The organism is Sporosarcina sp. PTS2304 (genome assembly GCF_003351785.1).
Taxonomy (GTDB): Bacteria; Bacillota; Bacilli; order Bacillales_A; family Planococcaceae; genus Sporosarcina.
In genome coordinates this window covers 1539499-1559594 of record NZ_CP031230.1, presented here as the reverse complement: position 1 = coordinate 1559594, position 20096 = coordinate 1539499, and the positions used below count along the sequence as shown (strand labels likewise).

Below are 20096 nucleotides of genomic sequence, written 5' to 3'. Positions count from 1 at the left end.
CATATTGTAGCAGATGAATCATGTGATATACAGTTGACAACGCACAATTTAATTAGTATAGTTATAAATAACTTTAGCGTGGTAAAGCGATGAAGTATTCGGATAGAACGGAAGGCGGTTGGAAGTTTTATGTATTCTGAAATTCTTGCAAATGAATATGAAAAGCACGAAAAAATTATTGAAACTTTAAGTAAACGATTTACTACATATGGCTATAAACGGATTAAAACATCCGCATTTGAGCAATACGATTTATATTCGAATGTACGCACGTCGATTAATCAAAATGAAATGATTAAAGTAATTGATTATACAGGAGAAGTTTTGGTTTTACGTCCTGATGTTACGATTCCACTCACTCAACAATTGGTTCAGTTGAATGGCAATTTACCAGACGAAATGCGTTATTATTACGTACAGGAAGTATTCCGGCAAACCTTCCAAGAGAACGAAAGAATCGGAAAAACACAAGCGGGCGTAGAGTTTTATTGCGAAAGTTCACCACAAGCAGATGCAGAAACAATTATGCTTGCATGTCATGCATTACGTGACGTTGGTTTCTCGGATGTGAAAATCGAAATAGGGTTCGCAGGATTTTTTACGGAATTGATTGCAAATTTACAGTTAACAGCAGAGCAGACTGCCGAGTTAAAGACGTTGATTCAAGCGAAGAATGTTGTAGAAATCGGACCATTCCTCAATCAATTACCAATCGACCCAGCGGTAAAGGAAGTATTGGAACAACTGCCATTATTATATGGGGCGCCGGAAATGGTTTTTGAAAGGCTGGATAATTTACAAGTTAGCAAATCAGCACAAAGTGCGATCGATTATTTACAACAAACATATGAAATTGTTGAATTATATGGATTGAAAAAACATATCGTAATTGATTTAGGATTAATCAATCATATGGGCTATTATTCCGGTATTATTTTTCAAGGATATGTTGAGAACTTTGGGAAACCGGTATTGATGGGCGGTCGTTACGATTCATTAAGTGAAGAATTCGGTGTGAAGCTGCCGGCAATTGGCTTTGCCTGTGAAATTGAATCGTTAGTAAAAGCTGCCGCTCAGAAAGAATTGAAAGAACGTTACAGTTTGGATTTGACTGTATTTTACGAAGAAAGCCGAATGAAATATGCGATTGATATTACCAATGAATTAAGAGAGCGTGACTATCGTGTTGTGTCGAGACCACTAAAAGGCCCGGCCGCTGCAATAGACAGTCACTATACGATTCAGTTAGTAGCAGGACGCAATGTTCTCTTAGATGCAGAAGAAACGAAAGAGTTCGAGGATTTTAAACAATTACTGGAATGTATTATAAGCAAGAAAGGGGTACCGGAATGGATTATTTAACTGTTGCCATGGCGAAAGGACGTACAGCCGAACGAGCAATGAAGTTTTTGGAGAAATCTGATGTTCGATTTTCTGAATGGACAGATGATAGTCGAAAACTTGTCATTTTTGATGATAAAAAAACGATAAAGCTCATTTTTGTGAAGGCTGTGGATGTTCCAGTTTATGTAGAAAAAGGAGCGGCCGATGTGGGGATTGTCGGTAAAGACGTTATGATGGAGGATCCTCGTGATGTTTATGAGTTATTGGATTTAGGTATCGGAAAATGCCAACTTGCAGTAGCGGGTTTTCCTGATACACCGGTAAATAATATTCCATTCCTGACAGTGGCTTCTAAATATCCCCTGGTGGCTAAAGAGTATTTTGATAAAAAAGGTATTCGTACAGATATGATTAAGCTGAATGGATCTATTGAGTTAGCACCTTTAATCGGCATGTCTGATGTAATTGTCGATATCGTTGAAACAGGTACGACTTTAAAAGAGAATGGTTTAGTAGTATTAGAAGAAATGGCTGATGTAAGTGCGCGTTTAATTGTTAATAAAGCAAGTTACGCTACAAAAACAGAATGCATTCAACAGTTCATTAAAGATATGAAGGAAGGACTAGAGGTGCGCTCATGAAAATAATACAAGGTGTCCAATTTTCGGAAGAATTATTGCGTCGGGATGATTCAAGTGAACGAGATTTTGAATTTGACCGTACTGTTCTCTCAATTATTGATACAGTTCGCGCGCAAGGAGATCAAGCAGTACTAGAGTATACTTCGCGCTTTGATGGAGTCACTTTGGATGAATTGCTCGTGAGTGAGGAAGAAATTGACGAAGCAGAGCAATTAGTGACGGAAGACTTTTATCGTGCTTTACGAGCAGCGAAACAACGAATTTCCACATATCATGAAGCGCAGAAAGAACAATCTTGGTTTCTTAATCCAAATGAAGGAATTATGCTTGGTCAGAAAGTTACACCGATTGATAGTGTCGGAATTTATGTGCCAGGCGGAAAAGCTGCTTATCCGTCTACTGTGCTGATGAATGCGTTACCTGCAAAAATTGCAGGGGTTGGAAAAATTTCGATGGTTACTCCCCCGCAAAAAGATGGCAAAATAAATCCGCACGTATTAGTTGCAGCAAAAGAAGCGGGTGTTGACCGAATTTATAAAGTCGGTGGCGCACAAGCAATTGCGGCGCTAGCGTACGGTACAGAAACTATTGAACGTGTAGTCAAAATTACAGGACCGGGTAATGCGTACGTAGCCCGTGCAAAAAAATGGGTATTCGGCGATGTAGCGATTGATATGATTGCAGGGCCAAGTGAAATTTGTGTCGTGGCAGATGCGAACACAAATGTAGTGTACGCAGCTGCAGATTTATTGTCTCAAGCGGAACATGATGAACGGGCTGCTTCAGTTTGTGTGACAACGTGCAAAATATTTGCTGAAGAATTAGCGAAAGAGATCGTACGGCAATTAGCTCGGCTTGATCGTAAAGAGATTGCCTCACAAGCGATTGAACAATTCGGTCGTATTATTGTGGTCGAAACATTACAAGAGGCATTTGATATTGTGAATCGCTTAGCTCCTGAACATTTAGAGCTGATGATTGATCGTCCGATGGAACATTTAGCTTCTATCCGCAACGCAGGGGCGATATTCCTTGGTCAACATGCGCCAGAAGCGCTTGGCGATTATATGGCTGGACCAAATCATACATTACCAACGAGCGGAACAGCTGCATTTTCATCTCCACTAGGCGTCTATGACTTTATGAAAAAGTCGAGTGTAATCTATTATTCTGAAAGCGCTCTGGCAGAAGTAGCAGATGATGTCATTGTTCTCGCTGATTCAGAACAATTAACAGGACACGCAAATTCGATTAAAGTACGAAAGGCAGGATGCTAAATGCGCAAACAATCTATTTCTCGTAAAACAGGTGAGACTGATATTCAAATGGAATTTTCATTGGATGGATCAGGAAAAACAGATATTCAAACAGGAATTGGATTTTTCGATCATATGCTGACAGCTTTTGCAAAACATGGACGTTTTGACTTAACGGTAGCATGTGATGGCGATATTGAAGTCGATCAACATCATTCAGTGGAGGATATCGGAATTGTTTTAGGTCAAGCGTTCAATAAATGTATTGGCACAAAAGAAGGGATCGAACGCTTTGCACTTGTGTCTACACCAATGGACGAAGCATTATCTACAGCATCTATTGATATAAGTGGTCGCTCATTTCTCGTATTTAATGTGAATGGAATGAAAGATAAAGTAGGCGATTTTGATTCGGAGTTAGTAGAAGAATTTTTCTTGGCTTTTACGAATAATGCGAAAATCACGCTGCATATTAATTTGAACTATGGTAAAAACACACATCATATTATTGAATCGGTCTTTAAAAGCTTCGGTCGGGCATTGCGCATAGCAAGCACGATCAATCCAGATATTAAAGGAGTACCTTCGACTAAAGGTACTTTATAAAAAGAACATCTACTAGGAGGACTTATTGATGATTTTATTCCCAGCAATTGATATTAGAGGTGGCAAATGTGTACGTCTTATTCAAGGTGATTACGCTCAAGAAATCGTTTATAATGACTCGCCGATAGCTATGGCACAAGAGTGGCAACGTCAAGGGGCTGAATATATTCATGTAGTAGACTTAGATGGCGCGAAAACAGGAGATTCCGCGAATAAATTGGCGATAGAAGCGATTGCAAAAGCAGTCACAATTCCTGTGCAAGTAGGGGGCGGCATTCGTTCTATGGAAATTGTGGATTCTCATATTAAAAATGGGGTAGCGCGTGTAATTATCGGTACTGCTGCTATACAGGATCCTGAGTTCTTAAAACAAGCAGTTGAAAAATATGGTGATCAAATCGCCGTTTCTATTGATGCGCGGAATGGCTTAGTCGCTACTGACGGATGGACAGAAACAAGTGATGTAAAAGCAGTAGATTTACTGCAAAATTTAGCTGAAATTGGTGTGAAAACAGTTGTCTACACTGACATCATGAAAGACGGAATGTTGCAAGGACCGAACTTCGAAGAATTGCAATTGATGAATGAAGCTTCTTCTATAGATATTATTGCATCAGGTGGTGTATCGACAGAATTAGATATTAAGACACTCGCTTCTAGAGATATGTATGGTGCAATTATTGGAAAAGCATTGTACGAAGGTAAGTTATCTTTAGAAAAACTATTGGGGGACGACAGTCATGTCAAAAACTAAAAAAATTATTCCATGCTTGGATGTAGACAATCGTAAAGTAGTGAAAGGAAAGAAGTTTTTAGACGTTCAAGAAGTAGCAGATCCCCTAACATTGGCCAAAAAGTATGTAGCAGACGGAGCAGACGAACTCGTATTTTACGATATTTCTGCATCTACGAAAAACCGTGGAATGTTTTTAGATTTGATAGAGGAAATCGCAAAAGAAGTTCCTGTTCCTTTCATCGTAGGCGGAGGTATACGTACATTACAAGACGTGGATAAAGTTTTTGCTATTGGAGGTAATAAAATTTCCATTAATAGCGCTGCTTTAAAAAATCCTGAACTCATTAAAGAAGTATCCGATAAATATGGTTCAGCACGCGTTATGCTTTCAATGGATGTGCGTCAAGAAGGTGAAGGGAAATGGTCTGTCTATGCAAAAGGCGGCATGGAGCCGACAGGTATTGATGCGATAGAATGGGCAAAGAAGATGCAAGAACTTGGCGCAGGTGAATTAGTAGTCAATAGTGTTGATGAAGACGGTGTGAAAGATGGCTATAATATTGCATTGAATCGTGCAATGGCTGATGCAGTCAATATTCCGATCATCGCAAGTGGTGGCGCCGGAAAACCTGAGCATTTTAAAGAAGTATTGACTGAAGGAAAAGCAGATGCCGCACTAGCAGCTTCTGTATTCCACTTCAATGAAATCAATATTAGAGACTTGAAAAATTACTTAGCAGAAGAAAATATTGCAGTTAGGACTGACTAATATGACACTAGATATCAATACACTTAAATTCGATGATAAAGGGCTTCTTCCAGCGATTGTACAAGACGATCGTACCGGTGAAGTACTGATGCTAGCTTATATGAATAAAGAATCAATCGAAAAAACAATAGAAACGAACGAGACTTGGTTTTATAGCCGTTCTAGACAAGAATTATGGAATAAAGGGGCAACTTCAGGCAATCGTCAACAAGTGAAGCGCATTTCACTTGATTGTGACCAAGACACATTGCTCATTCAAGTGACTCCACAAGGGCCTGCATGTCATACAGGCGAAAAAACATGCTTCTTCAAGACCGTCACGGAAACAGAAGAATCATTACGTGAAGTGGTTTACGAAGTGATCGATGAAATTGCGGATCGTAAAGCGAACCCACTAGAAGGATCATATACAACTTATTTATTCAACGAAGGAATCGATAAAGTATTAAAGAAAGTCGGCGAAGAAACAACAGAAGTCGTCATTGGAGCGAAAAATGCGGATAAAGAAGAAGTATCCAATGAAATTGCTGATTTGATTTACCATACACTTGTTTTAATGAATATTCTTGATGTAGATTTGACTGATGTCCAAAGTGTATTACGCGAAAGACGACCGAAAAAGGAAGTGCTACGCAATGAGTAGATTTCTGAGCACAGTTGCTCTTCGGACAGAACCTTATGTTCCTGGTGAGCAGTTGAATCAGCCAGATATCATCAAACTAAATACGAATGAAAATCCATATCCTCCAAGCCCAAAAGTTCTGGAAGCAATTCACGGGGCGTTAGATGAGAATACACTGCAACTTTATCCATCGCCGACAGTTGATCCGTTACGACAGGCGATTGCAAATACATATAGTTTGACGAAAGAGCATGTATTTGTAGGGAATGGTTCAGATGAAGTGCTAGCATTTGCATTTATGGCTTTTTTCGAACCAGGAAAAACAATTAAGTTTCCTGAAATCAGCTATAGTTTTTACCCTGTTTATTCGAAGATTTTTAATATTTCCTATGAACAAGTTCCAATGAACGATAATTTTACACTGGCTAAAGAACAATTTTTTAATTCGGAAGGGGGCGTAATCTTACCGAATCCGAATGCACCAACGAGTATTTATGAAGAACTTAGTGGAATTGAAGAAATCTTACAGCAAAATCCTGATCAAATCGTTATAATTGACGAAGCATACATTGATTTTGCCGGTCCGTCCGCGATGAAGCTGATTGATCGTTACGACAATTTATTAGTCATTCAAACAACTTCAAAATCTCGTGCACTTGCTGGATTGCGTGTAGGGTTTGCGCTCGGTCAACCTGCATTAATTGACGGACTCACACGTATAAAAGACTCATTTAACTCGTATACGATCGATCGTCTGGCAATGGCGGGTGCGACGGCTGCGTTTGAAGATCATGCGTATTTCTCTGAGAGTACGAAGAAAATCATACGCACACGGGAGTATACAGTAGAAAGATTAAAAGAGTTAGAATTCAATGTGCTGCCATCTGATGCAAACTTTGTATTTGCCAAGCCTCGTACACAGGATGCTAAAGTAGTTTATGAACAGTTGAAAGCTCGCGGAATTCTGGTCAGACACTTTGATTCTGCATTAATTAAAGATTATTTGCGCATTACAATAGGCACTGATGAACAAATGGAAACATTGTTTACCGTACTCAAGCAATTGCATAAATGAATAAAAGTATAAAAAAACCATTCACTGTTGAATGGTTTTTTATTTTTCTATTTATCAATAATATGACAGAAATAGCAGTTAAATAAACACTTCAGACAACTATCGTCGATATTACAGAAGTTTAAGTAAGCAAGATTCTATTTTTTAAAAATACCTATTGTATTTTTATACATAGTGACTTATAATAATAAAAAGAAGTTCGATTGGAGAGATAAAATTTATGAAAACAAAAAATATAATTATCATTGGTGCAGCAGGACGAGATTTCCACAACTTTAATACATATTATCGTAATAAAGAAGAATATAATGTAGTTGCCTTTACAGCAACACAAATCCCGGATATTGATGGACGTAAATATCCGGCTGAACTTGCGGGTGAATTATATCCTGAAGGTATTCCGATTTTTTCGCAAGAGCAATTGCCAGAGTTAATTAAAGAACTAAAAGTAGATGAATGCGTATTTTCATACAGTGATCTTAGCTATGAAAAAGTTATGGGAATCGGTGCGATTGTCAATGCAGCAGGCGCGAACTTCACATTGCTTGGTTCAAAATCAACTATGATCAAGAGTAATAAGCCGGTCATTTCCGTTTGTGCCGTTAGAACAGGAACAGGAAAAAGTCAAACTTCCCGTAAAATTATCGAAACATTGCTGGAGCATGATTTAAAAGTAGTCGCAATTCGTCACCCTATGCCGTATGGCGACTTAGCAGCACAACGTGTTCAACGTTATGCGACAGTAGAAGATTTCAAAAAGCATAAGTGTACAATTGAAGAGATGGAAGAGTATGAGCCACATGTTGATCGCGGTAACATTATTTATGCAGGCGTTGACTATCAAGATATTTTAGATGCTGCTGAAAATGATCCGGATGGCTGTGACGTAATCCTTTGGGATGGTGGAAACAATGACTTTTCATTCTACGAGCCAGATTTAGCAATTACAGTTCTTGATCCACATCGTCCAGGCCACGAATTAAAATACTATCCAGGTGAAGTGTGCTTGCGTACAACAGATGTTTCTATTATTAATAAAATTGATAGTGCATCTGAAGAAGCGATTCAAACAGTCGAAAATAATATTAAGTTTGCAGCACCTAATAGTACGATTATTAAAGCAGAATCTAAAATCACAGTGGATAGTCCTGAAATCATTAAAGGTAAGCGTGTATTGATCGTAGAAGATGGCCCTACATTAACACACGGTGAAATGAAATTAGGTGCAGGAGTAATCGCAGCACAACGTCTAGGCGCAGCGGAAATTGTAGATCCACGTCCATATGCAGTAGGTAGCTTAATCACAACTTTTGATAAATATCAACATATTGAAAATATCTTACCTGCTATGGGTTACGGTGAGCAACAATTGAAAGATCTTGAAGAAACAATCAACGCAGCGGATGTAGATGCTGTAATTATTGGCACACCAATGGATCTGTCCCGTGTCATTAACATTAACAAACCATGTACGCGTGTCTATTATGACTTAGATGAAGTCGGAAGTCCTAATCTAGAAACAGTGTTAGCAGATTTCATCCAAAAGCATAATTTATCAACTACAAATGTATAAGTAAAGTTAACTGTCAGCGCACTCGTTTCGAATGAAAATTCGGTAACGGGTGCGTTTTTCTGCTATACTACGAGTAGAGACTTAGGAGGGGACATCGTGTTTAATTCAAAAATTATTGATCTAATCATAGGACTTGTGATGGCATTCTTTGCATATGACAGAATTTCTACTGGCCATACAGGAATGGGAATCTTTTTCATTGTACTTGCACTGCTAAATCTTTTTGCCTTCTATTTGAAGCTGAAAACAGATAAAGATATAAAACAAAATCAGTAAACCGAATCAGTTGTTCCTTTTTAAGCAATCCTGTAGTATAATATCAGGATTGCAATTTTCGAAATGAGGCTAGAATATAAATGAAACCATCTATATACGGGTTAACAATGGATCAATTATCCAACTTTTTTATAGAACAAGGACAAAAGAAGTTTCGCGCGACACAAGTGTGGGATTGGCTTTATAAAAAGCGTGTCTTATCATTCGATGAAATGAATAATATTAATAAAGAAACACGCGACTTATTAAGTGAACACTTTACGATCCAAACGCTAGAACAAGAAGTAAAGCAAGTTTCACAAGACGGCACCGTGAAGTTTTTGTTCAAAATGACTGATGGCAATTTAATTGAAACGGTGTTAATGAAATTTCCATACGGTAATTCAGTTTGTGTTACGACACAAGTAGGATGTAATATCGGGTGCAGTTTTTGTGCCAGTGGTTTATTGCGTAAAAGCCGTGATTTGACGGCTGGAGAAATCGTGGGTCAAATTATGAAAGTTCAAGAACATCTAGATGCTAAAGGTGAAGATGAACGCGTCAGCCACATTGTTGTAATGGGAATCGGTGAACCATTTGACAACTATACGCATTTGATGAATTTCCTTCATGTCGTCAACGACCAAAAAGGTCTGTGCATCGGGGCACGTCATATAACCGTGTCTACAAGTGGACTGACTGAAAAGATTAAAGACTTTGCGAATGAAAATCTTCAAGTGAATTTAGCCGTATCATTACACGCACCAAATAATGAGTTACGCTCACAAATTATGAAGATCAACAAAGCATTTCCAATCGAAAAGCTTATGGATTCTATTAACTACTACTTGGAAACGACGAATCGCCGGATTACATTTGAATATATTTTATTGCGCGATGTAAATGATCATGTCAAAGAAGCGGAGGAATTGGGCAGACTTCTTGCAGACAAACGTCACTTATCATATGTTAACTTAATTCCCTACAATCCAGTAGATGAGCATGGTCAATACCAGCGGAGTGAACCAGAAGCGATTAAATCATTCTATGAAGTGTTAAGACGTAAGGGGATCCATTGCGGAGTCCGCCTGGAGAATGGTACAGATATTGATGCAGCTTGTGGTCAATTACGCAGTAAGCAAATCAAAACAAAAAAACAGCCAGCAGGAGAATGATCTCCTGCTGGCTGTTAGTTTTTGCGAAGTAACTTAATTAGGAACTGAACAATAACAGAAATTGCCAGTCCGAATGATGAAATGATGAATAATGACAAAATACCAATCGCTTCTGAAAACTCATTATCCATAAATATGAAGCTTCTGAACATCTCCGCAAACGCTACTACAAGAACAACCATGAACATTTTAAATGCAATATGTAGTTGATAAAATAATAAGAGGGAACTGACAATACCGACAATCAGTCCAAATACCGCAAATGACAAATAGTTGTTGATAATGAGCTCATGACCTAGCACTGTTCGTACTCCGATAATGAGCAAAACGAATGAAGTCAACGCGGTGAAAAAACCGACTTTCCAATAACGAGAATCCAACACGTACACCTGCTTTCTCTCTTAGTATAGCGGAATTTGAATGAGTCGTCCACGCGTTACCTATTAGTTGAGCTGCTTTAAATCCGCGAGTAATTCTTTCTGATAGGATTCATTTGAAAAGTTATATTCTTTACGAATAAACCCTTCTCTATCCAATAAATAAAAATTTGTTCCATGCACTACTTGTGTGGAAGAGTCATGTTTAAGTACAAATGTTTGAAATTCTTCTCTCGCAAACGCTTCGATTTCCTGTTGCGTATAACCTGTCAGCAAGTGCCAATTGTTTTCATCGTCAGTAAATTTCGCGATATATTCTTTAAGTACTTCAGGAGAATCTACTTCAGGATCAACAGAGAAAGAGACGAATTGCACATTCAAGCCTTGCTGTTTCAATAACTCTTGCAGTCCGGCCATTTCACTCGTCAGGGTCGGACAGATCGTTGTACAATTTGTAAACACAAAATTCGCAATCCAAGGTGTGCCCACTACTTGCTCTTTGCCAAATGAGTGGCTGTTTTGATCAATGAAGGTAAAATCCCGGACTTGCTTTCCGCGTTCAAGTGGTTCACTGCAACCAGCAGTTATGATAAGCAACGCAAACAGAAGAGGAATAAGCCGTTCCATCTCAACCTTCACTCCTTTCAATTGAAATAGGGAACTCTATACGTACTATCGTTTCAGTACACGTAGTAGATACTTCCAAGGATCCATTATGCAAACGCACAATCTCTTTAACGATGGCCAATCCCAAACCTGTCCCACCAGTCGTTCGATTACGTGCTTTATCTGTGCGGAAAAAACGTTCTCCTATACGCGCAACATCTTCGTCTCCAATCGTCACACCGTCATTCGTAATTTGATACGTGATAAATTGACCGGTCGCAGATAACATAACGTCAATAGATTGTTCAGCATATTTTACAGCATTATCAATTGTATTATAAAATACTTGTTGCAGGCGTTTTGGATCACCCTGCATAATGATTTCCTCATCAATCGTCAGTTGCCATTGAATGTCTTTTTCTTTTAATCGAATTGCAAAAAGATCTACCGTATCGAGTAACAATTGAGCTAATGCAATCGGTTCATTTTCAAGTGAATAAAAATCTTGCTCCAAATAATTCAGTTCAACTAAATCATGGATCAGCTTCTTTAAGCGTTCCGTTTCCTTCTCGATTGTCGATAAATATTGTTTCACATCATCAGGACTGACATCCATTTTCTCACGTGAAAGTTGTGCGTATCCACTAATATACGTAAGTGGTGTTCGTAGTTCATGCACGATATTCGATGTGAATTCTTTTTTACGTTGTTCTTGCTCGGCCAATGAATAGCTCATCATGTTAAAAGCCGCTATAAGCTTTCCTATTTCATCAGAACGTGTTTCTAAACGGTTAGAATAGTCCCCTTTAGAAACACGTTCAGAATATGTTTGCAAAGTTTTTAGCGGCTCGAATAAAGAACGCCATACTTTCTGCAAAATTAAAAATAAAATAACGAAGAACGTAATACCAACAAGAATCATGATTGGTAAACTATCTCCAAACACATCTTTAATGGCAGCTAGCGGGACATAAATATAGATGAATCCGATTAACCCGTTTTCCCCTTTAATCGGAAAAATTCCACCAAATATTTCTCGGTTTAATTCTTTCACGTAGCCTTCTTTCATGACAGGCTGGCCAGTTTCTAATATCTTTTCATCATTTTCATCAACAAGTGCCTGAAAATCGAGCTGGTAGGGGAAGTATGATGTTAAATCATCCAGTCGATCAACGACGATAATTTCATATTCTGAAACGATATTATACCATTGAATTTTTTCTATTATGGAATCACTTAGTTCGCCATAATGGTAATGAGCAGCTGTTCGATTCCCTTGATAAATTATCGATTGCTTAATTCGTTCTTTATATAAGTCTGTGTATAAGTAATGTATGAAAAAGAAAGAAAAGAGTATAGTACAGGCAATGCTGCCAACGAAGACGAGCAGCATCTTTTTGCTCAGAGTCAAGTTTTTCATTCAGCTTCCTCAAGTTTATACCCTATACCCCAAACGGTTTCAATCATCTTTCCTGCATCGCCAAGCTTTAGTCGCAAGGTTTTCACATGTGTATCTATCGTCCGTTCGCTACTTTGATGATCATCACCCCATACTAGTTCAAGTAATTGTTCTCGTGAATACGCCCGGCCTTTATTTTTGACGAGTAATAATAATAAACCGAATTCTTTCAATGTCAGATTCAGCGGCTTCCCAGCGAGTTGTGCAGTATAAGAATCTTCATTGATCGTTAGTGGACCAGCCTGCAAAATAGTAGGATCGGGGGTATGCCGGTAAGTTCTACGTAATACGGCTTCAATACGTGCTATAAGTTCGCTAGGTAGGAACGGTTTTACGATATAATCATCACCGCCTATTTTCAATCCTTGCACTTTATCCCATTCTTCGCCGCGTGCGGACAAGAAGATTAATGGAACAGAAGATGTTCGCTTTACCTGTTCGGCAAATGTAAACCCATCCATATAGGGCATCATGACATCGACAATACACAAATCAACTGTATGCTCTTTCAAAACAGTCAATGCCTGAATTCCATCGCTTGCTTCTAGCACGCTGTAATCTGCATCTTCTAATATCATGCGTATCAACTCTCGCATTTGTGATTCATCATCTATAACCAATATTGTATAATTCATGGAGATTCCTCTTTTCGATCAATCTATATTTCTATTTTGCTGAAAACTTGTGAACTCCGAATGAAGTTTCAAAAAGTTGTTGAAACTTCATTAAAATTTCTCATTCATATTTTATAATCATAACAGTTAAACTAATAGATAGGAGAATGAAAATATGAAACGTTTTGGAATTTTAGTGGCAGGAGTTACGCTAACTGCTTTTCTTACAGCTTGCGGACAGGAAGATGAAGTACCGACAGAAGCAGCATTGCCAGAACCAATTGAGGTAGAACTAACAGTACCCGAATCAGCAGACGTTATGGCACCTGTTACATTAACGACGCTCGTAACTCAAGGTGAAGAAAAAGTAGAAGATGCTACAGAAGTCGAGTACGAAATTTGGCTAGAAGGTAAAAAAGACGACAGTATTCACGTAGAAACGACGAATGATAAGGAAGGAATTTATTCGGCTGAAACAACATTTGAATCAGACGGAATCTATCATGTACAAGTTCATGTAACTGCACGTGAAATGCATGTCATGCCAGAGAAAAAAATTCAAATAGGCGATGCGGTCGCTTCAGATCAAGCAGAAGTACATGAAAGTCGTGACGCAACAGATGATCATCATCACGAGTCAACGGAAGGCTTATCTGTACATTTCATGCAACCTAAAGAAGTGCAAGTAAGTGAGAAAACTGAGTTAATGACACATGTTCAATTGGAAGGAAAAGCACTTGAACAGACAAAGATTCGCTATGAGATCGCAAATTCTGCTCATGATGTTCAATGGGTCGAAACGGAGGAGACTAAGCCAGGCGAGTATACAGCTAATCATTCATTCGAATCTGCTGGAACGTATACAGTAACTATTCATATCGAAAACGATACCATTCATGAACATGAAGATCATACAATAGAAGTGAAATAATTACAAAAATGCCTATTTACTAATGTAGTAAATAGGCATTCTTGTATAGTTTTACTCAGTGGACGCATTGCGCTTATAGAAGTAGCGCGTCCGCTCATAGCCCTGCATCCAAATTCACCAAAACATCTCGTGTCCATATTTTTCACAACTTCCTCATAGAAAACATAGCAACCCAAATCTAAAACTCGAAATACATGTCGAAAAGCGTTACACTAATAGAAGTGTAAGATTACTAACATTTGAGGAGTGTAACGATGACAGAATATCCTAAAAAAACTTGTTCCATCGAATTACTTGTAACGATTCCAGAAGACGTGCAAAAAGTACTTGATGGTGAAAAGTGGCAAACTAGAAGAAACGGCGTATACGCATATCCAGGTGAAACGATGACATTACAAGGTCAAGACTTTGAAGTCGATAAACTGTATGTTCAAACACTTGGTGAACTTACAGATGAAGATGCGAAAGCAGAAGGACATGAAACAGTCGAAGAGTATAAACAAGCGATGCTTTCTATCCACGACAAAATGCCATGGCTTCCACAGATGAAAGTATGGGTGCACGAATACAGCCCAGTACAGAAATGATGTAATAGATGAAGTTCTATTACGGGGCGGTTGTTTTTGCACACGTAGTATCGGCAGTCATTTCAGTTGGACCTTTATTTCTCTTACTTCCATTGATTCGTCGACTACGTACGGCAACTGCTGAAGCGGAAGACATTTATTTGGCATTCATCCGAGTGATTATCCGTCTCGTCATGCACGCGGGTCATGTACTTGTCGTTTCAGGAATCTTATTACTCTTATCTGGTCCATGGCCATGGTATACATCGTGGGTCATTCTCACGTTGGCGGTCATGCTAGTTTCAGGATTTTTCTTAGCTACTGGCTTTTCAGTAGTATTAAAGAAATTTCATGAATCAGGTCATGAGAAAGAGGTAATTATTACGAAATTACACAAAACCGCATGGATCTACATTAGTCTAATGCTAGTCATGTTATGGTTAATGGTACAAAAACCCGTAGTTTGGTAAATAGTGCAAAACAAAAAAAGATGTGTACACAGCTACACATCTTTTTTTATGGAAGATTCCGTTTGACAGTAAAAACAGCAACGAATATTATGAGATATAGTAGTATTTGAAAGGAACGAGTGAACACGATGAAAATGAGAGTATTTGGTTTGTTTATAGTGCTCAGTTTATTACTGACGGCATGTAATCCTAAAAATGATGAAAAAACAATTGTCATGGGAACGACTGAAGGGCTATATGCAAAAGTAATTGATCAAGCACTTGCACCTGCCTTGAAAGAACTAGGCTATAAAATAGAAGTTAAAAAATATGTAGATTTTGTTACACCAAATGAAGAATTGGTGAAAGGTGAAATTGATGCCAATATGTTTCAACAACGTCTCTATTTAGACCAAGCGAAACAACATGAAAACTTACCGATTGTAGCATTAACAGACATTCCGAGTGTTGGATTAGGAATCTACTCAAATGAGCTAACATCAATTGATGATATTCCCAATGGGGCATGGATTACTATTCCGAATGATGAACTAGGTACAGCGAGAGCTCTACATCTCCTCGAGCATCAAGGGCTACTATCCTTGAATGAGGGGGCATCTACTTATACTGTGAACGAATCGAATATCGATAGTAATCCGAAGAATCTTCAAATTCAACCAGTGTTAACAGCACAGCTCATCGCTTCATTAGCAAGCGGAAATTTAGCTATTATCCCCGATAATTATATTATTGTAAACGAAATGGAATTGGATGATGCGTTAGCAAGAGAACAACTGAATGAAGAGTTGAACTATATTATAGCTGTGAATGAAGAAGACAAAGATCAAGATTTTGCAAAAGCGTTAAACGAAGCAGTGCAATCGGAGACATTCAAGCAATCGATCGATAAACATTTTCAAGGTTTTGGAAAATAAAACACCGTATGGCCAATTTGGGTCATACGGTGTTTTTACTATTGTCTTTTTAAAAAATCGACATCGGAATAATATGCATTTTTAACTAATAAATTTGGCCCTAAACAACGTACAGCTGGACAATGACAACTGACACTTTTTGCAAGTTCATGTTGTTGCCACTTATCATATAAAGCAGGTAAGTGATCTTGTTGAATAGTACCGAGGGGAGGCACGTCACCAAAGTCTGTAACAATTACATCTCCTGTAAATATATTAACATTTAAGCGTGATCGACCGTCCGGATCATTCCGTACTGTAACATTTTTACTTTCGGCAAGTTTCGTAAATAATTTCTTATCTTCGGGATCTTGACTGCAATGGTAAAAAGGTAATGTTCCAAACAGCATCCATGTATTTGGATCACGGAATGACAATATATCAAACATAGCTTGACGTGTTTCGTCTAATGAAAGAACTTCCAGTGCAGAGGCAAAATCACTTGGATACATCGGGTGTATTTCATGGCGACCGCACTTCATTTCATGTACGATTTGCTGATGAATCGTCTGCAAATGTGGTAACGTGCGACCGTTTAGCATCGTTTCAGCAGAGACCATCACACCCATTTCGGATAGCGTTCTACTATTTTCAATCATTCGTTCAAACTGTTCAGCTCGACGGGCACGTGGAGGCTTGCGTTCCATCATCGCAAATCCTCCGTCGATGAAATCATCAATAGTGCCCCAATTATGAGAGATATGCAGAACATCCAAATAGGGTGCAATCCGTTCATACCGTTCGAAAGGCATCGTTAAATTTGAATTTATTTGCGTTTTAATTCCATTCGCATGTGCATATTTTAATAAGGGCGCTACATAATTCTCAACTGATTTTTTTGAAAACATGGGCTCTCCGCCTGTTAGACTAATCGTCCGCAATCGAGGGATTTCATCAAGTCTTTCTAACAATAGCTCAATCGGTAATGCCTGTGGATCTTTTGGTTGTAACATGTATCCGACAGCACAGTGTTCACAACGCATATTGCATAAATAGGTAGTTGTGAATTCAATGCTTGATAATACTTGTTTTCCGTAAAGGTCGACATCATTATAGGCTTCCCAAGGATCTACTATTTTAGGTTGTGATAATACCATCTTTCAAACTCCTAACTCTTTTTACTTCTTATCGCTCACATACTGTGCAATCTCTTTAGCATACTTATTCATTGAGGAAGGAGATACATCGAATGCTTCCGCAATTTCTTTTAATGTCATATCAAGAGGTGTAAAGTAATCATTTTCTTGACCGTAACGAATAGCGCCTGCCGCAATGGCCATCATTTTACGTGCTTTTGGCTGTTCGTCCACTAAGAAGTCTTCTACTATTTCAAGTAACGTAGCAGAAGAACGATCATTCGTATCTAGAAACTCTTGAGCTGATAATAGGACGCCAGCTTCAAATTCTGTAAATTCTCCTCCGCTGTAACCGTCTGCCCCAAGCACTTCCCAAAATTGCAATGTGTGATCTTTCATTTGTTTACTTGAAATTGACTTCGCAAAATTTTTAATAGCTTCTGTATGATCTGTGGGGAAAAAGATTAAACTAGACACTGCTAAATTATTACCTATTGAAGTACCATCTGGTAATAGGAAACAATAAAAATGAACACCAGCAGGGACGGGCTTATCACTTTCTTTCCATAACTGAATAGTTTCGTCACCAAGAATACTTGTAGCAGTTAAATATGTATTGCCGACTGCCGTTACTTCACCAATGAATACACGTGGATCATCCCATAAATCAAGCAATTCTAAAATAGAAGGACGCACTTGTTTTTTCTTTTGTTTTGAAAGATAATTTGTCCAAATATCTTTCCGCTCATGAAAGAAAAACTCATCCAGCGCTATAGTTTGGATGATTTCTTCTGGTAAGTATTGGTTTAATGAAGATTTCCAGGTCTCCGAGTACTCTATAAACTCTTTCACATCTACACGTTCAGGATGAGTATCGTAAAATGTCTGCAATAGACGTTCCATTTCTTCTGTTTGTACGTCTTCAACTGTTATAGCTTGCTTCGATTCACAGCACTTTTTATACTTCTTGCCACTACCGCACGGGCATGGTTCATTTCTACCTACCATTATTACACTTCCCTTTATCAAATTAGCACATAGTCTAGTGTACCAAACAGCAGTGAAATTCGCATTGGATTTGAATAAAGAATGATCAAATCAACGCCCAAAGACTATATATTGCAATACCTCAACGTATATGACTTAGATACATTGGAACATAAAATAAATATACTGAATCGAACAGAATAATTCGATCTAGCATACTTACTATAAAATTAACTTTGACGTTTTCATTGATTCACTAACCGTAGTTATTAGTAAAGGTTGTACTTCAATCTTCACTAAAAGAACTGGCAGATGAAACTTTAGAAAATAAAAATCTAGATCTAGAGTTCCTTCAATCTGTGTTGAACGCGTTATAACAACTAGCTGCTATATAAAAAGCGTTCTACTTTCAGAGTTTTTTATAGTTTCTTTTCTTTTTAAATCGATCGCTCGTGTTTGCGTACGTGATGGCGAATCCAATGATGATGAAAAATAATGCTAATCCTATAAGAAATAATAGATCTCGTTCCAACCACTCACTTAATGCAAATAACGCTACACAAAACGCAAGAGCAAACATGATTTTCGCCATAAACTTGCATAAAGCTATCTCATTAACTTTCGCTTTCTTCTCTAACGGCATCGTATTATACCCCGACAGCAACGAAGCTCCTTTTCCTTTCGACAATATCACACCATATATGATGAAAGCGATCATGACCCCTATATTGATTACTAAACCCATCATTTGAAATCCCTGCTTTCAAAAAAATAGAGTCAACTTCATGTTGACTCCATTCTACATTATTGTGAAACTACTTGCTGACTTCTCTTTTGAACACCTATTCGTAGTGAAATGAACGCACAAATGAATGCGATAATGACAATGCTTCCACCAATAGCGGGCATCATCGTCACGCTTCCGGTTTGACTAAAAGCTAAACCACCAACACCCGATCCGAGCGCAATACCGACTTGGAGCGCGGAATTATTAAAACTTTGGTGAATATCCGAAGACACTGGATCACTTTGAATAATATAATCTTGTTGTGCTGGAGCTAATGCCCAACTCAAGCCACCCCAGATCATCATAAATACAATAAATAACGGGGTAGAAAATGTTGAATAAGGCAGAGCAAACAAGCTGATCGCGAATGCACCTAAAATAATTAAGATACTTTTCTTAGAACCTAGTCGCGAAGCTAATCCGCCACCAAACGCACCTCCACCGACAGCGGCAATACCGAATAGAAAATAAAAAACACTGATCCAATACGGACTTAACTGCATCGTTGTTTCAAGGAAAGGTGTGAAATATGCATATACTGTGTAATGACCTGCTAACATAAACATTGTCGCCAAATGTGCGAAGAAAATCTTTTTATTCGCCAGCGCCTTAATCTGTGCTGACAAAGGCTGCACTTGACCTGCGGGGATCTTTTCTAAAAACTTAGCAATCAGCACGATAGAACCGACAGTTAACACGGAAATTCCCAAAAACACCGATCGCCAGCCAAAAGCATTCGTTACGACAATTCCGATCGGTACTCCAAGCACTAGTGAAGAGCTAATGCCCATATAAATATATCCGAGTGCCTTGGCGCGAACTTTTGGAGCAACGATTCTCGCTGTTATTGTCAGGGCGAGCACGATTACTAAGGCTGCGCTGGCTGCTGTGACTACACGAGCTAGCATCATCAGGCTGAATGTAGGGCTGAAATACGTCAAAATATTTCCGATTAAAAATATTCCAAGTGTGATCAAATACAATTTTTTTCGTTCAATCTTTGCTGTTAATGATAGTAACACGGGACCCGCCACGGCATAAACAAGAGCGAAAACTGTAATTAACTGTCCTGCGGAAGCGATTGAAACGTTCAAATCACCTGCGATTACGGGTAAGATCCCACCTACTACAAGTTCTACAAGCCCGACCGTAATCGCTGAAATAGCTAATAAAAGTACACGTACATCCAAAATAATTCCTCCAGTCTACAATACCAGT

The 20096-nt window shown here is 38.5% G+C and carries 23 protein-coding genes; 15 read left to right on the top strand and 8 right to left on the bottom strand.

Annotated features, from left to right (window positions below):
* Window positions 1-129: 129 nt before the first annotated feature.
* The 11 genes from hisZ to rlmN all read left to right on the top strand — a co-directional run bounded on the left by hisZ (window position 130) and on the right by rlmN (window position 10052).
* Window positions 130-1362: an ATP phosphoribosyltransferase regulatory subunit gene (gene hisZ / locus DV702_RS07325; protein WP_114924183.1), complete on the top strand. Its 1233-nt coding sequence runs from the start codon at window positions 130-132 to the stop codon at window positions 1360-1362.
* Window positions 1350-1985: an ATP phosphoribosyltransferase gene (hisG, locus tag DV702_RS07320; RefSeq protein WP_114924182.1), complete on the top strand. Its 636-nt coding sequence runs from the start codon at window positions 1350-1352 to the stop codon at window positions 1983-1985. Before hisZ ends, hisG begins: the two co-directional genes overlap by 13 nt.
* Window positions 1982-3262, top strand: a complete 1281-nt coding sequence (gene hisD, locus DV702_RS07315) for a histidinol dehydrogenase (protein ID WP_114924181.1) — start codon at window positions 1982-1984, stop codon at window positions 3260-3262. The genes hisG and hisD overlap by 4 nt, the downstream gene beginning before the upstream one ends.
* Window positions 3263-3847 (top strand): imidazoleglycerol-phosphate dehydratase HisB, encoded by a 585-nt coding sequence (gene hisB / locus DV702_RS07310; RefSeq protein WP_114924180.1) that lies wholly within the window; start codon window positions 3263-3265, stop codon window positions 3845-3847.
* Between the two features lie 28 nt (window positions 3848-3875).
* Window positions 3876-4601: a 1-(5-phosphoribosyl)-5-[(5-phosphoribosylamino)methylideneamino]imidazole-4-carboxamide isomerase gene (gene hisA / locus DV702_RS07305; RefSeq protein ID WP_114924179.1), complete on the top strand. Its 726-nt coding sequence runs from the start codon at window positions 3876-3878 to the stop codon at window positions 4599-4601.
* Complete coding sequence (gene hisF, locus DV702_RS07300) at window positions 4588-5352, top strand: imidazole glycerol phosphate synthase subunit HisF (protein WP_114924178.1); 765 nt, start codon at window positions 4588-4590, stop codon at window positions 5350-5352. Before hisA ends, hisF begins: the two co-directional genes overlap by 14 nt.
* A gap of 1 nt (window position 5353) precedes the next feature.
* Window positions 5354-5995 (top strand): bifunctional phosphoribosyl-AMP cyclohydrolase/phosphoribosyl-ATP diphosphatase HisIE, encoded by a 642-nt coding sequence (hisIE, locus tag DV702_RS07295; RefSeq protein WP_114924177.1) that lies wholly within the window; start codon window positions 5354-5356, stop codon window positions 5993-5995.
* Window positions 5988-7049, top strand: coding sequence for a histidinol-phosphate transaminase (hisC, locus tag DV702_RS07290; RefSeq protein ID WP_114924176.1), 1062 nt, complete (start codon window positions 5988-5990; stop codon window positions 7047-7049). The genes hisIE and hisC overlap by 8 nt, the downstream gene beginning before the upstream one ends.
* A 220-nt stretch (window positions 7050-7269) precedes the next feature.
* The gene (locus DV702_RS07285; protein ID WP_114924175.1) at window positions 7270-8622 is read left to right on the top strand and encodes a cyclic 2,3-diphosphoglycerate synthase; all 1353 of its coding nucleotides are present in this window, start codon (window positions 7270-7272) and stop codon (window positions 8620-8622) included.
* Window positions 8623-8718: 96 nt separating this feature from the next.
* Window positions 8719-8898, top strand: coding sequence for a hypothetical protein (locus tag DV702_RS07280; protein WP_114924174.1), 180 nt, complete (start codon window positions 8719-8721; stop codon window positions 8896-8898).
* Between the two features lie 80 nt (window positions 8899-8978).
* Window positions 8979-10052: a dual-specificity RNA methyltransferase RlmN gene (gene rlmN, locus DV702_RS07275; RefSeq protein ID WP_114924173.1), complete on the top strand. Its 1074-nt coding sequence runs from the start codon at window positions 8979-8981 to the stop codon at window positions 10050-10052.
* 14 nt (window positions 10053-10066) lie between these two features.
* Here rlmN and DV702_RS07270 read toward each other — a convergent pair whose 3' ends face one another.
* The 4 genes from DV702_RS07270 to DV702_RS07255 form a co-directional block, all read right to left on the bottom strand.
* Window positions 10067-10432: a hypothetical protein gene (locus DV702_RS07270; protein WP_162805744.1), complete on the bottom strand. Its 366-nt coding sequence runs from the start codon at window positions 10430-10432 to the stop codon at window positions 10067-10069.
* Between the two features lie 63 nt (window positions 10433-10495).
* Window positions 10496-11056 (bottom strand): SCO family protein, encoded by a 561-nt coding sequence (locus DV702_RS07265; protein ID WP_240315697.1) that lies wholly within the window; start codon window positions 11054-11056, stop codon window positions 10496-10498.
* A 1-nt stretch (window position 11057) separates the two neighbouring features.
* Window positions 11058-12455 carry a sensor histidine kinase gene (locus DV702_RS07260; RefSeq protein ID WP_114924171.1) on the bottom strand — a complete coding sequence of 466 codons (1398 nt, stop codon included), beginning with the start codon at window positions 12453-12455 and terminating at the stop codon, window positions 11058-11060.
* Complete coding sequence (locus DV702_RS07255) at window positions 12452-13129, bottom strand: response regulator transcription factor (RefSeq protein WP_114924170.1); 678 nt, start codon at window positions 13127-13129, stop codon at window positions 12452-12454. The genes DV702_RS07260 and DV702_RS07255 overlap by 4 nt, the downstream gene beginning before the upstream one ends.
* A 154-nt stretch (window positions 13130-13283) precedes the next feature.
* On the opposite strand from DV702_RS07255, the gene DV702_RS07250 reads away from it, so the two are divergent.
* From DV702_RS07250 to DV702_RS07235, 4 genes are all read left to right on the top strand, one after another.
* Complete coding sequence (locus DV702_RS07250) at window positions 13284-14039, top strand: FixH family protein (RefSeq protein ID WP_114924169.1); 756 nt, start codon at window positions 13284-13286, stop codon at window positions 14037-14039.
* Window positions 14040-14293: 254 nt separating this feature from the next.
* Window positions 14294-14626: an ASCH domain-containing protein gene (locus tag DV702_RS07245; RefSeq protein WP_114924168.1), complete on the top strand. Its 333-nt coding sequence runs from the start codon at window positions 14294-14296 to the stop codon at window positions 14624-14626.
* Window positions 14627-14634: 8 nt separating this feature from the next.
* Window positions 14635-15075 carry a hypothetical protein gene (locus DV702_RS07240; RefSeq protein ID WP_114924167.1) on the top strand — a complete coding sequence of 147 codons (441 nt, stop codon included), beginning with the start codon at window positions 14635-14637 and terminating at the stop codon, window positions 15073-15075.
* A 128-nt stretch (window positions 15076-15203) separates the two neighbouring features.
* Window positions 15204-15989 (top strand): MetQ/NlpA family ABC transporter substrate-binding protein, encoded by a 786-nt coding sequence (locus DV702_RS07235; RefSeq protein WP_114924166.1) that lies wholly within the window; start codon window positions 15204-15206, stop codon window positions 15987-15989.
* Window positions 15990-16027: 38 nt separating this feature from the next.
* Here the strand turns inward: DV702_RS07235 and yfkAB are convergent, their stop codons facing one another.
* The 4 genes from yfkAB to DV702_RS07215 all read right to left on the bottom strand — a co-directional run bounded on the left by yfkAB (window position 16028) and on the right by DV702_RS07215 (window position 20068).
* Window positions 16028-17125: a radical SAM/CxCxxxxC motif protein YfkAB gene (gene yfkAB / locus DV702_RS07230; protein WP_114924165.1), complete on the bottom strand. Its 1098-nt coding sequence runs from the start codon at window positions 17123-17125 to the stop codon at window positions 16028-16030.
* Between the two features lie 21 nt (window positions 17126-17146).
* Window positions 17147-18112: a YecA family protein gene (locus DV702_RS07225; protein ID WP_114924164.1), complete on the bottom strand. Its 966-nt coding sequence runs from the start codon at window positions 18110-18112 to the stop codon at window positions 17147-17149.
* A gap of 388 nt (window positions 18113-18500) precedes the next feature.
* Window positions 18501-18839, bottom strand: a complete 339-nt coding sequence (locus DV702_RS07220; protein WP_114924163.1) for a DUF3784 domain-containing protein — start codon at window positions 18837-18839, stop codon at window positions 18501-18503.
* 56 nt (window positions 18840-18895) lie between these two features.
* The gene (locus DV702_RS07215) at window positions 18896-20068 is read right to left on the bottom strand and encodes an MFS transporter (RefSeq protein WP_114924162.1); all 1173 of its coding nucleotides are present in this window, start codon (window positions 20066-20068) and stop codon (window positions 18896-18898) included.
* Window positions 20069-20096 lie beyond the last annotated feature (28 nt).

Coding starts and splice junctions, on each gene's coding strand:
- hisZ (WP_114924183.1), top strand. CDS start 130: ATGTATTCTGAAATTCTTGCAAATGAATATGAAAAGCACGAAAAAATT.
- hisG (WP_114924182.1), top strand. CDS start 1,350: ATGGATTATTTAACTGTTGCCATGGCGAAAGGACGTACAGCCGAACGA.
- hisD (WP_114924181.1), top strand. CDS start 1,982: ATGAAAATAATACAAGGTGTCCAATTTTCGGAAGAATTATTGCGTCGG.
- hisB (WP_114924180.1), top strand. CDS start 3,263: ATGCGCAAACAATCTATTTCTCGTAAAACAGGTGAGACTGATATTCAA.
- hisA (WP_114924179.1), top strand. CDS start 3,876: ATGATTTTATTCCCAGCAATTGATATTAGAGGTGGCAAATGTGTACGT.
- hisF (WP_114924178.1), top strand. CDS start 4,588: ATGTCAAAAACTAAAAAAATTATTCCATGCTTGGATGTAGACAATCGT.
- hisIE (WP_114924177.1), top strand. CDS start 5,354: ATGACACTAGATATCAATACACTTAAATTCGATGATAAAGGGCTTCTT.
- hisC (WP_114924176.1), top strand. CDS start 5,988: ATGAGTAGATTTCTGAGCACAGTTGCTCTTCGGACAGAACCTTATGTT.
- DV702_RS07285 (WP_114924175.1), top strand. CDS start 7,270: ATGAAAACAAAAAATATAATTATCATTGGTGCAGCAGGACGAGATTTC.
- rlmN (WP_114924173.1), top strand. CDS start 8,979: ATGAAACCATCTATATACGGGTTAACAATGGATCAATTATCCAACTTT.
- DV702_RS07265 (WP_240315697.1), bottom strand. CDS start 11,056: ATGGAACGGCTTATTCCTCTTCTGTTTGCGTTGCTTATCATAACTGCT.
- DV702_RS07260 (WP_114924171.1), bottom strand. CDS start 12,455: ATGAAAAACTTGACTCTGAGCAAAAAGATGCTGCTCGTCTTCGTTGGC.
- DV702_RS07255 (WP_114924170.1), bottom strand. CDS start 13,129: ATGAATTATACAATATTGGTTATAGATGATGAATCACAAATGCGAGAG.
- DV702_RS07250 (WP_114924169.1), top strand. CDS start 13,284: ATGAAACGTTTTGGAATTTTAGTGGCAGGAGTTACGCTAACTGCTTTT.
- DV702_RS07245 (WP_114924168.1), top strand. CDS start 14,294: ATGACAGAATATCCTAAAAAAACTTGTTCCATCGAATTACTTGTAACG.
- DV702_RS07240 (WP_114924167.1), top strand. CDS start 14,635: ATGAAGTTCTATTACGGGGCGGTTGTTTTTGCACACGTAGTATCGGCA.
- DV702_RS07235 (WP_114924166.1), top strand. CDS start 15,204: ATGAAAATGAGAGTATTTGGTTTGTTTATAGTGCTCAGTTTATTACTG.
- yfkAB (WP_114924165.1), bottom strand. CDS start 17,125: ATGGTATTATCACAACCTAAAATAGTAGATCCTTGGGAAGCCTATAAT.
- DV702_RS07225 (WP_114924164.1), bottom strand. CDS start 18,112: ATGGTAGGTAGAAATGAACCATGCCCGTGCGGTAGTGGCAAGAAGTAT.
- DV702_RS07220 (WP_114924163.1), bottom strand. CDS start 18,839: ATGATGGGTTTAGTAATCAATATAGGGGTCATGATCGCTTTCATCATA.